This window comes from Shewanella cyperi, from assembly GCF_017354985.1.
GTDB classification, from domain to species: Bacteria; Pseudomonadota; Gammaproteobacteria; order Enterobacterales; family Shewanellaceae; genus Shewanella; species Shewanella cyperi.
The window spans coordinates 1681652-1696451 of record NZ_CP071501.1; the positions used below are offsets into that span (position 1 = coordinate 1681652).

Below are 14800 nucleotides of genomic sequence, written 5' to 3' on the forward strand. Positions count from 1 at the left end.
CCACATGCTCAACTTTATCACCTCCAGCCTGAATCAATTCGTTGCTTTTGCCCGTGTGACGGGGGAAAGCTGCGGCCCGCTGTTATTGCGCCTTTATCTGGCACCGATCCTCTTGCAGGCGGGCTACAACAAACTGAGTCACTTTGAGGATACCGTGGCCTGGTTTGCCAATCCGGACTGGGGCCTGGGACTGCCGTTTCCAGAGCTGATGGCGGCTCTGGCAGCCGGCAGCGAGTTTTTCGGTGCCATATTGCTGCTGCTGGGATTGGGCACCCGTTTGATTGCCGTGCCCTTGATGGTGACCATGTTGGTGGCGGCAATCACAGTGCATTGGGGCAATGGCTGGTTGGCCATTGCCGACCCTTCCAGCTGGCTTGCCAATGAACAGGTCATGGCCTCGGCAGAGCGCCTGGCGCGGGCCAGGGAGATCCTGCAGGAATACGGCAACTATGACTGGCTCACCGGCAGCGGTAAATTTGTGGTACTCAACAACGGTATTGAGTTTGCGATGACCTATTTTGTGATGTTGCTGGCGCTGTTTGCCATGGGGGGCGGTCGCTACAGCAGCCTGGACTATTGGTTGGCGCGGCGCTTTGGTAACACCCGGAACTGATTGCAGATTTTTACGCTTTTGGGCGGGGGAATTTGGTATCCTTGCCCCTTCAAAACAGATCACAAGGATTATAAGAGTGGATGCGAAGACACTGCTGCTGACCCGTCAGTCCTGCCCGCGCCTGGTGGCACCGGCTCCCGATGAGCAACAACTGCAAGTCATTCTGGATGCTGCGGCGCGGGTACCGGATCATGCCGGGCTCAATCCCTACGAATTTATCATAGCCACAGGTGAAGGGCTGGACCGTTTGGCCGCCATTTATGTGGCGGCGGCCAAGGCCCGTGGCGCAGATGAAGCGGCGCTCAACAAGGCACAAACCATGGTGTACCGTGCGCCCATGGTCATCACCGTGGTGGCCCGGTGCCAACCCCATCCAAAGGTGCCTGTGCTGGAGCAACAACTGGCGGCAGGTTGTGCCGCCATGGCGATGCAGATGGCGGCCTTCGCCCAGGGGCTCGGCGGGATCTGGCGCACCGGTGACTTCGCCTTCGATGCCAATGTGAATCAGGCCCTGGGGCTGGGTGAGCAGGATCAGATAGTGGGTTTTCTCTATCTTGGCACTCCGGCAGTGGTGGCGCCCATCAAGTCGACCCGTGATGGCAGCGCTTTTGCCCGCTGGCTCTAGACGGCGATCCCCACTTCCAGCTTGGCGAACCAGTCCAGAAACTCCTGGACCTGTTCGCCATGGAAGATGCGCCCGTGTTGTGGGCACAGATAGTCAATCTTGAGCTCCCGCACCCTGGCGACCCAGTCATTCTTGGCGCGGTTTGATGGCATCCAGCGTTGATGGAAATAGGCCATCTTGGGTATGTGACTGGCCACATCATCGACGAAGATATCCGCTTCAGCCCCTTCGAGGGCGGCGCCCACATCCCCCGACATCAACACTTTGGCCACGGGATCGTACACATGAAAGTTGCCCGAGGCGTGCAGGTAATGGGCTGGAATAAACTGCAACTCCACCTCACCGACCTGCAGCTTGCCACCCTTGTCGTCCAGCGGCTCGTAACTGATGTTGTGCATACCAAAGTGGCGAATAAAGCCCTCCCATAACCAGGGGGCATACAGCTTGGCCTTGGGCAGGGTTTGGTCCCACAGACCCAGTGAAGAGATAATGTCCGGATCCTGGTGGGAGGCGAACAGATAAGTGAGGTGATCCACCGGCAGGTGGCGTACCAGACTGGCCAGCATGGGAGCAAACAGCTCAATGCCGCCGGGATCCATCAAGAGTGATTGATTGCCACTTTGGACCAGGTACTGATTGGTATCGATAATTTTGTCATTTTTTTCAGGATCCCGGCCAAAATACAACCACTTGTGTGTCGGGGTCTCCACCAGTAACTGGCTTTTCATATTGCCTTCCTTGGTATGGGTTAATGGGAATCAAACAGGGAAATGGCGCGGTCTACCCGCTGGCGGATTTGGGCCGCCACTGTGTCGACCTTGTTGGCCACGTCCACGAAAATGGCCTGGGAGCGGCTGTCGATGCGACAGGCCTCCACCCGGCAGATGGAGGCGAGGGCGGTGGCACCGCGCAGGGATTGTTTGAGATCCGCCAGTTGCCCCTGCATCCGGTCGAGAATGCGCTGAAATTGTTGTTCCTGTTCGCTGAGGCTGTGTTCGGTCTGCTCTATGGCCTCGTTCATGCTGGCGTGATATCTGGCATCGGCGGCCTTGCGCTGCGCCAGATGGAAGTGACTCAGGGCCAACGCGGTGCGGGCGGTTTGGGTCGCCAACTTGCTGGCATCTCCGGCCAGTTGGTTGATGTCATTGGCGGCCTTTTTGGTGTACCCGGCCAGCTCATCTATGTAATGGGTCAGGGCCTTGAAGCCCAGAGCGGCGCTGCCGATGCGAGCCGAGGCGGCCTGGGCGTTGCTGGCGGTTAAATTGATTTCCTTGCAGCAGCCCAGGGTCTGATTGAGCTCGGCAGCGACCATGGCTGCCGTAACGTAGTAGGGTCTGCGTCCTTGTATCAGGTCTTTCATTGTCTTTTATCCCTATGGTGACGGCTAAAGTATAGCCAGTACTGGAAAAATGGTAGTGCCAAAGGCAATATGAAGTAACTGAGCCACAATGCCGGGAATACAGATGGAACCCATAATCACTGAGCGATTGCGCCTGCGGGAACTGACAGCCGCCGATGCCGCTTTTATGCTGGAATTACTCAACACCCAGGGTTTTATTACCAATATCGGCGATCGGGGTGTGCGTACCCTGGAACAGGCCCGCCAGTATTTGATGGATGGCCCCATTGCCAGTTATGCACAGAACGGCTTCGGCCTTTGGCTGATGGAGCGCAGCCTTGATGGCATGGCGCTGGGGCTGTGTGGCCTCATTCGCCGCGATACCCTGCCGCACGTGGATATAGGTTATGCGCTGTTGCCGGCCTTTGAAGGTCAGGGCTATGCCTTTGAAGCGGCGAGGGCCGCCATGGCCTTTGCTGTTGAGCAGGGTATCCATCCCGTGGTGGCCATAGTCAATCCCGATAATCAGGCGTCCATCCAATTGTTGCTCAAGTTGGGGCTTAAATATCAGCACCTTATCACTTTGCCGAATATCCCCCACGAGGTTGCGCTCTATAAATGATGTAGGTTGTTGATTTTAAGAAAAATTAACAGATTGCTTATTTCCTGTTTATCCCCTAGAATTCCGCCGGTTTCTGTTTGAGTCAGTCTCTTTGCCCTCCAAAGGGGCTGGCTTGTATTAACGCCCTACCTCGAAAAATCAGGCCTTCCCCCTCCCGGCCTTTGAGTACAGAAAAAGCGTAGTCTCTTATTGGATGTAGCATGTATGGTTTCGCAATTAAGTGAAGCGGTGCTGGATGTGATTGCGGATGCGTTGGTGGATAAAGGCTATTTATGCTTATCCGAGGTATTTCCTGCTGAGTTGACCGATGCGCTGCGGCGTTGTCTGCTTGAGGAAGAATTGCGTCCGGCGGCCATAGGCCGTGGGGCAGAGCAGCAGCTTAACCGGGATATACGCAGGGACAAGATCCGCTGGCTTGAAACCCATTACGAACCCGATAGTCACTATCTCGATCTGATGGAGCAGCTCAAGCAGGGGCTCAACCGTCGCTTGTTTCTGGGCCTGTTTGACTATGAAAGCCACTATGCCCTGTACGAACCCGGCGCTTTTTACCGCAAACATGTGGATGCCCTCAAGGGGAGCCAGAACCGCATTTTGACCACGGTTTATTTTATGAACCCCGATTGGCAACCGGGGCAGGGTGGCGAGTTGCTTATTTATGATGAAACGCAGCAACTGTTGGAAACTGTGGCGCCAACTCACGGTAAATTGGTGATATTTCTGTCCGAACGCTTCCCCCACGAGGTGCTGCCCACCAAGGTCAGACGGGCCAGCATTGCCGGTTGGTTCCGGGTTGCCGGCAGTCGCCATGGATTCTGAACAGGTGTCAGACTTTCGATTGGTTTGAATAAAAAATTCATAATTTTCAATGGAATTTTGCTGTTCATCCCCCCCTCGCATTTGTTACAAAGAAGGCAGACTGAGGTAAATGGAGGCGTCTGCCTGGATATGGTAACAAGTTCGAATTGCCTTGATGGCGAACTGGTCGTGTTGGAACCCCTGTCATTGGATCATGTGCCGGCGCTCAGCCTGGCGGTGGCCGATGGCGAACTGTGGCAGATTTGGTACACCAGTGCCCCCCATCCGGATGAGATGAAAGCCTATGTGGAAAAGGCCCTGGCCCAGGAAGCGGCGGGTCTGGCGCTGGCTTTTGTGGTCCGATGCAAGCACAGTGGTGAAGTGGTCGGCTGTACCCGTATTTGCAATTGGGATCAGCCAAACCGTCGTCTTGAAATTGGCTACACCTGGTATGCCAAACGCGCCCAGCGCACAGGCATTAACACCGAAACCAAGCTGCTATTACTCGGTTATGCCTTCGAGGTGCTGGATGTGATGGCGGTGGAGTTTCGCACCCATTGGCACAATCAGCGCTCCCGTGCGGCCATTGCCCGCTTGGGAGCCAAGCAGGATGGCGTCTTGCGTAATCACCAGCTGCTGAAAGACGGCACGGTGCGCGATACCGTGGTGTTTTCCATCATTGACAGTGAATGGCCGGCGGTGAGGCAGAACCTGCGTTTTCGCTTACAGCAATTTCAGACCGCACACTAGTCCGGTCGCCATAGCCAACAGGGATGCAAGACTATGACGTTCAGGATACAGCAGGCCGGCAGCGAACATTTGGATCAACTGGCGCCGCTCTTTGACGAGTATCGGCAGTTTTATGGTCAGCAAGCGGATCCGGAGCGGGCAAGGGGGTTTATTGCCGCACGGATGGCCGAGTCATCTTCGCTGCTGTTCATTGCCACAGATCAGCAGGGTCTGGGGCTGGGATTTGCCCAGATCTATCCCAGCTTTTCATCCATTGCGGCCAGGCCCATCTTTATTCTCAATGATCTGTATGTGACTCAATACGCCCGTTGTGTTGGCGTGGGCAAGGCCTTGCTGGCCCAGGTCAAGGCCTGTGCCAGGGATCGGGGCATAGCCGTCATCAAATTGGAAACCGCGGTGGACAACACCCGCGCCCAGGCCCTGTACCAGGCCCAGGGCTTTGTCAGGGAGCAGGGATTTTTCAGCTATCACCTTGATATTCAATGACGGCTAAAGTAGTTTGACCTCATTAACCCTGATGAGGAATACCTATGTCTCCAAACAAAAAGGCCCTGACGCTGGCTGTATTTTTCCTGAGTGTCGGTGCCCATGCCGGTGAGGCCGAGCAGGCCCTTGCCAATGAGCTGGTGGATTGCGCGGCCTATTATCAGATAAGCTCCGAAGCCATCAGTGCCATGAAGGACGCGCCGCAAATGCAGGTGGTCGGTGAACGTCTCAAGCAGTCCGCGACCGATACCCTGTCGCTGGCCGGAAAATATGCCGAAGGTTCGGATGTGGACGCCATGCTCAAGGAAGCCCGTGAACGCCAGGTAGCTTCCCTTGCCGGCTCCAGCAGCCTGGCGACCTTGATGGCCAAATACAAGGATCAATGCAAAGACATACTTGCCAATCCGGAGGCGCGGCTGGACTACTGGGTCATGTCAAAGATGTAATAAAAAGGAGACCTTGGGGTCTCCTTTTTGTTGTGCCTGATTACGGATTTGGCGCCATCACTTCTGTTTCGGGATGGCGACAGTGCCCACAGGCACACTGTTCCCCGATTGGGAAAGCAGATGATATTGACTGAGTAGCTGATGAAATGCCTGATCCTGCTGCACCTTGGCCAACAGGCGCAGCAGTGTCGCCGATTTGATGGGGCTTTCCGGGTGGACCAGGGCATAGTGTTGATAACGCTGATCCCAGCGTTGGGATACCGTCAGTTTGTCCTGCTGCTCCGGATGCTGCGCCAGGTAATACTGCAGATAAGACCAGGTGACAGGAGCCACATCCCCCCGCTCACGCAGTATCGCCTTGATGGCGGCCTCATTGCTGGGTACCAGGGAGGCGAGAAACCGGCTTTTGATGAATTGCTCGTCTGAACTGAACTCGGTCAGGCTGTAGTGATAGCCCCGCACCAGAACCAAACGCTTATCGGCGAGATTGTCGAAATAGCTGTCATCTTTCACCTTGCGGCTCAGGGCGATATAGGGTTCGCCATCCTGCACATCAAGGGCCACGGTCTGATTGGCTATGTGTTGCCAGCCCCACTTTGGATTTTCAAACAGGATCAAATCAAAGCGATGCATTTCGAATGCCTGGTAGCGATTTTCTATGCTGGTGGGCACAAACTCGAATTGAAAATCTTTTTGGGTGCGATTGAGCAGCGCCAACAGATCCGGTACCAAGCCCTTGGTGGCTTCTCCTGCGCTTATCACATAAGGAGGAAAGGGATATCCGCCAACGATGACCTTTATCGGCTCGGCCGATACCCTGCCAGCCAAAAGTAGCAAGGATAACAGCAGATAGCTCAGTCCCGGAGGTAATCGCAACAGCATTTCCTTCTTTAATGGCTGCACAGCTATGGCATAAATATCTGTGACAGGAGCATATTGAATGCATTTTTCCAGAATAACAGATGCCCCTATGCTTGCCAAAGGGATCTTTGTACGGTAAATCGGCAGCAAATCAGCGCCCGAACCCCTGCAACAATCACTGATGCTTAAAAATGCATCTCAGTCGTCAAGCCGGTTTGCCATACGGTTTGGTAAATCTCATTTACATATGCAACCTGAATGTAACCTGGCTCGATTATAGTAGCGCCGTTTTCCGGGAAGCCGTTTCCGGCAACGCGAAATAATAATCAACTATAAACATTTAGGGGTTAATCATGAGATCCAGAGCAAGCTGGCTTGCACTGGCGCTGGGGAGCGCGTCTTCCCTGGCCCAGGCGGCCGACACGCTAATCATTTCCGAATATGTCGAAGGCTCAGGCTATAACAAGGCCATCGAACTCTACAATCCAACTGCCACAGCGGTGGACTTGAGCCAGTATGAGCTCAAGTTCTTTTTCAATGGCAGCCAGACTGCCGGCACTACCATAGCCCTCGAAGGCACCCTGGCCGCCGGCGGCACCTATGTGGTGGCCGACAACGATGCTTCTGCTGAACTGCTGGCCAAGGCCCAGTTGCTGAGCACGGCGGCCTTCTTCAACGGCGACGATGCCATAGTGTTGCTGCACAATGGTCAGGCGGTAGACAGCCTGGGTCAGGTGGGTGTGGATCCCGGCACAGAGTGGGGCACGGGTGAGCTGTCCACCGCCGACAATACCCTGAGACGCAAGGCCGATCAGCTCCTGGGCGACAGCCAGATTGACGATGCAATGAGCTTCGACAGCTGGCAGGGTTTTGCCAAGGACGATATTAGCGATCTGGGCCTGTTTGCCGCCCAGCCGCCGGTGCCGGAAAATCCGCCTGCCGCCATGCAGTGTGGAAGTGATGCCACAGCTATCCACGCCCTGCAGGGCAACACCAATACCAGTCCGCTGAACGGTCAAATTGTCGAAGTGGAAGCCGTGGTCACCAGCAATCAGGAAGCCGGTCTCAAGGGCCTGTTTCTGCAGATGGCCGATGCCGAGGCAGATAGCGATCCCGCCACCTCTGAAGGTGTGTTCCTCTACACAGGCAACGCCCCAAGCGGTTACCTGGCCGGCGAACGCATCCGCGTCAAGGCCAAGGTCACAGAGTACCAGGGCCTGACCGAGCTGACCTCGGTTGCCGAGCACAAGCTGTGTGCCAACAATCAGGCGCTGCCGAGTGCCGCCCTGGTAAGCTTGCCGCTGGCCGACAGCGCCGATTTGGAAGCCGTTGAAGGCATGCGCGTCACTTTCAGCCAAAATCTGGTGGTAAACGAAGTCTATAACCTGGGCCGCTACGGTGAAGTGACCCTGGGCAGCCAGCGCCACTTTATGGGCACCCAGGTAGCCGCCCCCGGCGCCGATGCCCTGGCCGTGACTGCCGCCAACAAGTTGGACAGCATATTGCTGGACGATGGCCTGACCGCCCAGAACCCCGACCCTGTGCGTTATCCCTCACCCGGTCTCAGTGCCAGTAACAGCCTGCGGGTGGGCGACACTGTCACCGGCCTCAATGCCGTGATGCACTATGGCTTTGGCGTGTATCGCCTGATGCCGGTGGACACAGTCAATATAGTGGCCAGCAATCCACGTCTGAGCGCGCCGGAATTGGCCCTTGGCGGTAACCTGAAGGTGGCCAGCTTCAATGTGCTCAACTTCTTCAACGGCGATGGCATGGGCGGCGGTTTTCCCACCGCGCGCGGTGCCAACACCCTGAGCGAATTCGAACGTCAGAAGGCCAAGATTGTCAGCGCCATGGTCGCCATTGATGCCGATATCTTCGGCCTGATGGAAATCGAGAATGACGGTTACGGTGCCGAATCTGCCATTGCCGAGTTGGTGGCAAGCTTGAACGCCGCCATTGGTGAGCCCAGATACCAGTACATTCAACCCGGCAGTAACGGCATAGGCACCGACGCCATCAGCGTCGGCATGATTTACCGCGCCGATCGCGTGACGCCCCAAGGTGCGGCGAAGGTGCTCTCCAGCGCCAACTCGGCCCTGGACGATGCCGGTCAGCCCCTGTTCAACGATGGCAAGAACCGCCCCATGTTGGCCCAGGGCTTCAGTCATAATGACAGCGGCGAGCCTCTGGTCGTGGCGGTAAACCACTTCAAGTCCAAGGGCAGCGATTGTGTGGCCGAGGGCGATCCCGATCTGAACGACGGTCAGGGTAACTGTAACCTGACCCGCAGCCGCGCCGCCAGGGCCGTTGGCGCCTTCCTCGGTAGCGAGTTCGCCGACGCGCCCGTGCTGGTGATTGGCGATCTTAACTCCTACGCCAAGGAAGATCCGCTGACCGAACTGGCCAACGCCGGTCTGACCGAGTTGTTTGCCCATCTGGCCAAGGAAAATGCCTACTCCTACGTGTTCTCCGGTGAGTCGGGTCAGTTGGACCATGCCCTGGCGAGCGCCGCCCTGCTGGACAAGGTGGTGGATGTGACCGAATGGCACATCAACACGGATGAGCCGCGGATTTTGGATTACAACGAAGAGTTCAAGACCCAGACACAGCTGCAATCCCTGTATGCGCCGGATGCCTTCCGCTCCTCGGATCACGACCCCGTGGTGATCTCTCTGCTGCTGGAAGCGCCAAACCAGGCGCCGGTGGCCGACTTCAGCGTCAGCGTCGATGGCGGCAACGTCAGCCTGCAATCCCTGGCCACGGATGTGGACGGCACCCTGGTGAGCCATGTATGGGATCTGGGCGATGGCACCCAGGCACAGGGCGACAGCGTCAGCCACGCCTACGCCAAGTCAGGTGACTATCAGGTGACCCTGACGGTAACCGACGATGACGGCCTGAGCCACAGCCTGACCAAGACGGTCAGCGTGACTGTGCAGGGCGTGGCCCACAAGCCCGTCGCCCGCATAGTGCATTTTGACCTCTGGTTCTGGGATCTGTTTGTCTCCGACAGCTATGACGAAGACGGCGTCATCCGCAAGCAGCACTGGCAGTTCAGCGACAAGCGCCAGGGTGGCGGTAACTTTGTGTTGCGTCGCAAAGATGGCCGCGCCAATAGCGTCACCCTGACAGTGACAGACAATGACAAGCTGAGCGACAGCACCAGCCTGAGCTTCTGAGTTCACTAACAATGCAAAAAAGCCCGCGAATGCGGGCTTTTTCTATTTAAAACTAAGGCTATTTTCGCAACCAGTTGCCCTTGGCATCCTGGATCCACTCACCCTTGTCGGCGGCGCGGATGGCCTTCTCGGCCGCCAGCTTGGCCACATCGTCGGTGGAAATCTGGTTTTGGGCGGCGATTTTCTGATAGTGGGCCCGGCGCTTGGCGTTGACTTCGTCCATGATGGCCCTGGCTTCGTCATTGGCCTTCACCAGTCCGAGGTAACCGTCATTTTGTTCGCCCAAATAGCCCATGGACTTGGCCTGGTGCAAATCCATGGCCATGGCCTGGAATGCCAGCAGGGCAGGGACCAACAACAGCAGCAATTTCTTCATCATTCTTCTTCCCTAAAAGAGTTCATCGTTGGCCAGCAGGGCGTCGAGCTCCTTGTCGACCTTGATCTTGATTTCGTGCTCAATCTTAACGTTGAGATTGATGACTATGGGCTTGTCCGGCGGCTCTATCTTGACCGTGGGCGTACAGGCTCCGAGTAACAGGGCTGAGATGGCTGCCGCACAACAGAGGAATTTTTTCACTGGCGATATCCTTGTTATTTCACCGATTGTTCGATCTGATTCTGCAGATCTTCACCTATGCGCAGGCTCTTGAGCAACTGCAATAGATTCTCTTCCTGAGAGTAGTTCAAGTGGATGGGCCGTTCAATCCCCGGGTTACGGCCCTTGACCTCCACCTTCATCAGGGCATCGCCGCCGGGGGCCATGTCGAAACTGCTGGCCAGGCTGGAATATTGCAGGTGCTCCAGGGCGGAAAAGGCAAATTCCAGATAGGGCTGGGAGGCGCGCATTTGCTCCACCGCCGGGTTGTTGCGCACCATGATAAGGCCGCCCGGCGCCCGCGCCGCCAGTTTGCCGCCGCTGACACTCACCTGACCCTGGGCCAGCTTTACCGGCAGCACTCCGTCGAATATGCCGTCGGCATAGATGCCGGTCACGGGCTGCAGCTCCAGCAGTTTTTCCAGGCTCAGGCCCTGTAACACCAGATAAGCGCTGGAGGGCTCGGTCAATCGCAAAGCAAATTCGGGCAACAGGAACTCGCCATCAAGCAGCTTGCCTTCGCTGGTAAGGTTGATGTTCAGTGCCGACAGGCTGCCATCGGCGGCCTGACCCAGGGCCAGATCGCCCCGTCCCTGGATGTCGGACACTATTACCCCGGGATTGAACGAGGCCAGTTGCCAACTCACCCTGGGACAACCCAGCTCCAGGGTGTGTGCCACCCCAGAATGCAGCAGCCGGCAGTCGGCTTCGGCGGAGCCGCCCTGAAAGGGCAAGTTGTCCCAGGCGCCTTCGAGTTTTGTGAGCTTGGGGGTTAAGTTGATGCGGGTCAGCGCCGAGACAAAATCCATAGCCACATCGGCGCGCACCGAGGTGTCGCCGCTGAGCCGCAGTGCCGGCGGCATGGGCAATAGGCCGCTTCCCAGTTTGAGCCAGGCTCCCAGGCCGTTGTCCGCCTGCCAGTTGGCGGTAAGTTTGGCCGGGCGCCAGGGGCTGAGCTTATCGCTAGCCAGGTTACTAGCTTGGTCACTAGCCTGGTCACTAACCTGGCTTGGCCAAATGAGCTTGTGGCTGGAGTTGAGGCCGACATCATCCAGTTGCCACTGCTCCGAGGTTGAGAGGGTCTTGCCCTCGTTCTCGGGCACCAATCGGCCGTTGAATGTCATCTGTCCCAGTTGCCAGTGACGATTCTCCAGCCGTTTGCTGCCGGGACGGGGACGACTGTAATCAAGCTTGAGCGATTTAAGCCGGAAGTCCTGTTGCAGTTCGCCAAAGGTTTGCAGGAAAGGCTGGGGCGATTCCAAATGCAACAGCGCGTCCAGTTGCGACTTATCGAGACTGAATCCCGGCCCTGTCAGCTCAGTGTTTGCGCTTTGGACGCTGAGCTTGTCCTGGCTGTTGTCCTGAGTGCCCTTATTTTGAGTGCCCTTATTTTGAGTGCCCGTATTTTGAACGCCAGGGTGCTGCCTGTCGGCCTTCAGGCCCTGCAGCTGCAATTGCACTTGCCAGGGGGAGGCTTGCAGTTGCCACTCATCATCAGAGCCGTTTTCGCCCTGATGGCTTAAGGCATTACGGCTGAGGCTGAATCCCAGCGGCTGTGCCAATGACAGGTTAAGGGCGTCCAGCGTGAGCGACAGAGTCTCGTCCTGCTTCAGGGCTTGAGGCATGGCTGTTGGCTGAGGTTTGGCGTTCGCGGATCCTTGTGTGGAAGCAGGTATGGAAACTGGTGTGGAGGCCAGGGCCAGTTGCGTCAGGGCTAGCTCCAGCTCGCTGAAGGACAGGCTCATTTGTTGCCCGGTGGCTTCCTGCCCTGCGTTTGTGCCGCCCTGTTTTGGCTGCATCCTGGCGGGCTGCTTGAGCTGTACCCCGGCTGATTGCCTGAGCTGCAGATGACCCGAGCCGCTGAGATTCAGCCCGGCATCGTCGTTCAGTTGCCAGTCCCGCTGCCAGAGCGCCACGGCGTCCAGCGCTGGCAAGCGCTTTAGCAGTGAAGCGATAGAAGTGGCACCCTGTGCCCGCCAATCACCGTGAAGCTGTATTTGGCCCACACCGTCGCGCTCAAACCGCAGCTGAGACAGCTCAATATCCGCCTTGCTCTCGCCCTGGGACAGCGCCAGCCGGCCATCGAAGTTGAGGCTGCTGCCATCAGGATTGTGCCTGGCACTAAGGCCCTTGGACAGAGTCAATGCCAGGGTCAGGGGCTGATCGCCGAGCCAGGCAGGCGCCGAGGCCAGTCCGGCGAGTCGGGTCCAGGCCTCGGCACTTGGCTCCAGGGTCAAGCTCAGCGCCAGGGGGGAGAGATTGAATGACTGCCCCTCGGGACTGGAGTCGGCGCTGAACTCCATTAAGGGCGGCCAGTTGGGTTCAAGACCCAGGCCCTTGAGCTCAAAATTTTCAAGTTGGTGACGGCTGCTGATCGCGGCATCGGCAAGGCTCAGATTGACAGTGCTGGCAAGACTGCCGCCAAGCTGTATTCCTTGGGCTTGATAGACTTGTTCAAATTCGTCCAGCAGGGGCCAGAGGCTGTCGGTGCCGTCAACCTGTTTGATGGCCCGCGCCAGGGGCTCCAAACTGTCCAAATTCAGCTGGCTTTGCACTTGCCACTGCTTGAGACCAAGTTCGGCATCCAGGTTCAGCAGTGCCATGCCATCGAGTTTGAGCGCGGTGTGCAACAGCCGCTGTTGATCCAGGGACAGATAATCAAGACTCAGGCTTTGCCCGTTGGCGAGTGTTATGGTGACAGGCCCCAGGGCGATTTGCGGCAGGCTGGCAAGGCCTATGGCCAACCCCTGGCCGCCGCTGTCCCGGGAGTTTCCGGGGGGCGCCAGCTGCACCCCGGCGCTGCCAAGGCTTAATGATGCCAACTCTTGCTGCACTGCCAGGGTCAGGGCGGAAATGGTTTGGCCGTTGAGCCCCTGGCGCCTGAGGGTGTCAAACAGCAGATCGGGAAGGGGTTTTCGCAGGCCTATTGCAACTTGTTTGAGTGCGATGTGACTGCCGTTATAGCTGAAATTGAGCCGTTCCAGCCGCAGTTCTTGCAGATTTGGGTCGAGGGCAAGCCCCTCGGCCGAGCCGTCAAAGGATTGCAGCGCGCTGTTGGCCAGGGATTGCAGCAACGCCTGGCGCTGGTACCAGAGCACAGAGGCCAGCATGATAAGCAGCAGCGCCATGATCCAGGCCAGATGGCGCAGACGAAATTTCAACACTTGTCGGTGACTTCCCTGAATATCCTTGCAATGCGTGCTGGGGCCAGTCTAGCACGGCGAGGCGGTGAGGGCACAGCGACAAGTGTTAACCAACACTCGAGGCCTGATTGCTTAAGCGCTTAAGTCTTATCAGGAAAAAGCCGCAAGGAGCATAAACCCGACTCCTCCGTCAATGCGGCTATTGCCAGGTCTTGTTCGTGCATGAGTTCGCGCCACCAAAGACTCGTGGGCTTGGGACTGCGCAGCGACACGGGTTCACCGAATCTGGGGGTCAGCAGCACCACACCCTGACGCCTGGCTAGGGCCTCGATCCGCTCCAAAGGCTCATACCAGTCGTGCAGCGCCAGATCGAAGGTACCGTTGTGAATTGGCAACAGCGCCATGCCGGCCACATCCAAATGGGCCTGCAGGCTCTGCTGCGGATGCATATGGATATCGGCCCAGAGTTCGTTATAGGCCCCTGTCTCCATCAGGGTGATATCAAAGGGGCCAAAGCGTTCACCTATCTCCCTGAAACCCTCGAAATAACCGGAATCGCCGCTGAAAAACACCCGCGCCTGTTTGCCTGCCAGTACCCAGCTGGCCCACAGGGTATGGTTTTTATCCCACAGGCCGCGACCGGAAAAGTGCTGGCTTGGTGTCGCCGTAAGCTGGATGCTGCCAAGGTTGATGCCTTGCCACCAGTCGAGTTCGGTAATTTTTTCCGCCGCCACACCCCAGGCGCGCAGGCGCCGGCCGACGCCGAGTGGGGCGATAAACTGGCCTACCTTGGCATCCAGTGCCTTGATGGCTGCCTTGTCCAAATGGTCATAATGGTCGTGGCTTAATATCACGGCATCAATGAAAGGCAGTTGCTCAGGTGTCAGGGGGCTGTCATGGAAACGTTTGGGGCCGGCCCATTGCACCGGGGAGGCGCGCTCACTGAAGACGGGATCGGTCAGCAGCCATTTACCGTCGAGGCGGATAAGCACGGTAGAGTGGCCGAGGCGATAGAGGCGGGCCTCATCACGGGCCAGCTCAGCCTCATCTATCTCGCACAGAGGCATGTCGACATCGGGTCTGGGGGCGGCGCGTTTGGCGCCAAGATAGGCCTTGGTGACTTGCCACAGGTTGGCGGCATCGGTTTCAAAGGCTACCCGGGTATTGTGAAAGCGGCCCTGGTGAAATACCGCGCCTTCATTGTGAAACACTGGCTCAGCTGTCAGTTGTTGTGTGTGGCTCATACAACCCCCTTGGTATTCTGTTGGCAATAAACGCAAGTAAACTACACTGAGCAGTTTACTTATGGGTTTGATAAAAGTAAACCAGTCAGTGTAAAA

General features: G+C 57.1%; 15 protein-coding genes. 8 read left to right on the forward strand and 7 right to left on the reverse strand.

The window, feature by feature from the left end; translation table 11 throughout:
• The first annotated feature begins 4 nt into the window (after positions 1-4).
• Positions 5-613 (forward strand): HvfX family Cu-binding RiPP maturation protein, encoded by a 609-nt coding sequence (locus JYB84_RS07110; protein ID WP_207322722.1) that lies wholly within the window; start codon positions 5-7, stop codon positions 611-613.
• Positions 614-689: 76 nt separating this feature from the next.
• On the forward strand, positions 690-1238 hold the full coding sequence (locus tag JYB84_RS07115; protein ID WP_207322723.1) for an NAD(P)H nitroreductase: 549 nt from the start codon (positions 690-692) through the stop codon (positions 1236-1238).
• Here the strand turns inward: JYB84_RS07115 and JYB84_RS07120 are convergent.
• Positions 1235-1966, reverse strand: coding sequence for an oxygen-binding di-iron domain-containing protein (locus tag JYB84_RS07120; RefSeq protein ID WP_207322724.1), 732 nt, complete (start codon positions 1964-1966; stop codon positions 1235-1237). The two genes, JYB84_RS07115 and JYB84_RS07120, sit on opposite strands and share 4 nt — an antisense overlap.
• Positions 1967-1986: 20 nt before the next feature.
• Positions 1987-2598 carry a chemotaxis protein gene (locus tag JYB84_RS07125; RefSeq protein ID WP_207322725.1) on the reverse strand — a complete coding sequence of 204 codons (612 nt, stop codon included), beginning with the start codon at positions 2596-2598 and terminating at the stop codon, positions 1987-1989.
• 103 nt (positions 2599-2701) lie between these two features.
• Between JYB84_RS07125 and JYB84_RS07130 the strand changes: the two genes are divergently transcribed.
• The 5 genes from JYB84_RS07130 to JYB84_RS07150 all read left to right on the forward strand — a co-directional run bounded on the left by JYB84_RS07130 (position 2702) and on the right by JYB84_RS07150 (position 5679).
• Positions 2702-3199: a GNAT family N-acetyltransferase gene (locus JYB84_RS07130; RefSeq protein WP_207322726.1), complete on the forward strand. Its 498-nt coding sequence runs from the start codon at positions 2702-2704 to the stop codon at positions 3197-3199.
• Positions 3200-3403: 204 nt separating this feature from the next.
• Positions 3404-4018, forward strand: coding sequence for a 2OG-Fe(II) oxygenase (locus JYB84_RS07135; RefSeq protein ID WP_207322727.1), 615 nt, complete (start codon positions 3404-3406; stop codon positions 4016-4018).
• Between the two features lie 129 nt (positions 4019-4147).
• A complete protein-coding gene (locus JYB84_RS07140) occupies positions 4148-4747 on the forward strand; it encodes a GNAT family N-acetyltransferase (RefSeq protein ID WP_207322728.1) in 600 nt (199 codons plus the stop codon).
• 33 nt (positions 4748-4780) lie between these two features.
• Complete coding sequence (locus tag JYB84_RS07145; protein WP_207322729.1) at positions 4781-5233, forward strand: GNAT family N-acetyltransferase; 453 nt, start codon at positions 4781-4783, stop codon at positions 5231-5233.
• A 44-nt stretch (positions 5234-5277) separates the two neighbouring features.
• Positions 5278-5679, forward strand: coding sequence for a hypothetical protein (locus JYB84_RS07150; protein WP_207322730.1), 402 nt, complete (start codon positions 5278-5280; stop codon positions 5677-5679).
• A gap of 57 nt (positions 5680-5736) precedes the next feature.
• Here the strand turns inward: JYB84_RS07150 and JYB84_RS07155 are convergent, their stop codons facing one another.
• Positions 5737-6555 (reverse strand): substrate-binding periplasmic protein, encoded by an 819-nt coding sequence (locus JYB84_RS07155; protein WP_207322731.1) that lies wholly within the window; start codon positions 6553-6555, stop codon positions 5737-5739.
• A gap of 338 nt (positions 6556-6893) precedes the next feature.
• Between JYB84_RS07155 and JYB84_RS07160 the strand changes: the two genes are divergently transcribed.
• Positions 6894-9722: an ExeM/NucH family extracellular endonuclease gene (locus tag JYB84_RS07160; RefSeq protein WP_207322732.1), complete on the forward strand. Its 2829-nt coding sequence runs from the start codon at positions 6894-6896 to the stop codon at positions 9720-9722.
• A 58-nt stretch (positions 9723-9780) separates the two neighbouring features.
• Here JYB84_RS07160 and JYB84_RS07165 read toward each other — a convergent pair whose 3' ends face one another.
• The 4 genes from JYB84_RS07165 to JYB84_RS07180 form a co-directional block, all read right to left on the reverse strand.
• Positions 9781-10101 carry a YdbL family protein gene (locus JYB84_RS07165; RefSeq protein WP_207322733.1) on the reverse strand — a complete coding sequence of 107 codons (321 nt, stop codon included), beginning with the start codon at positions 10099-10101 and terminating at the stop codon, positions 9781-9783.
• Between the two features lie 9 nt (positions 10102-10110).
• Positions 10111-10299 carry a YnbE family lipoprotein gene (locus tag JYB84_RS07170; RefSeq protein ID WP_207322734.1) on the reverse strand — a complete coding sequence of 63 codons (189 nt, stop codon included), beginning with the start codon at positions 10297-10299 and terminating at the stop codon, positions 10111-10113.
• A 14-nt stretch (positions 10300-10313) separates the two neighbouring features.
• The gene (locus tag JYB84_RS07175; RefSeq protein WP_207322735.1) at positions 10314-13481 is read right to left on the reverse strand and encodes a YdbH domain-containing protein; all 3168 of its coding nucleotides are present in this window, start codon (positions 13479-13481) and stop codon (positions 10314-10316) included.
• A 119-nt stretch (positions 13482-13600) separates the two neighbouring features.
• Positions 13601-14704, reverse strand: a complete 1104-nt coding sequence (locus tag JYB84_RS07180; RefSeq protein WP_207322736.1) for an MBL fold metallo-hydrolase — start codon at positions 14702-14704, stop codon at positions 13601-13603.
• Positions 14705-14800: the final 96 nt, after the last annotated feature.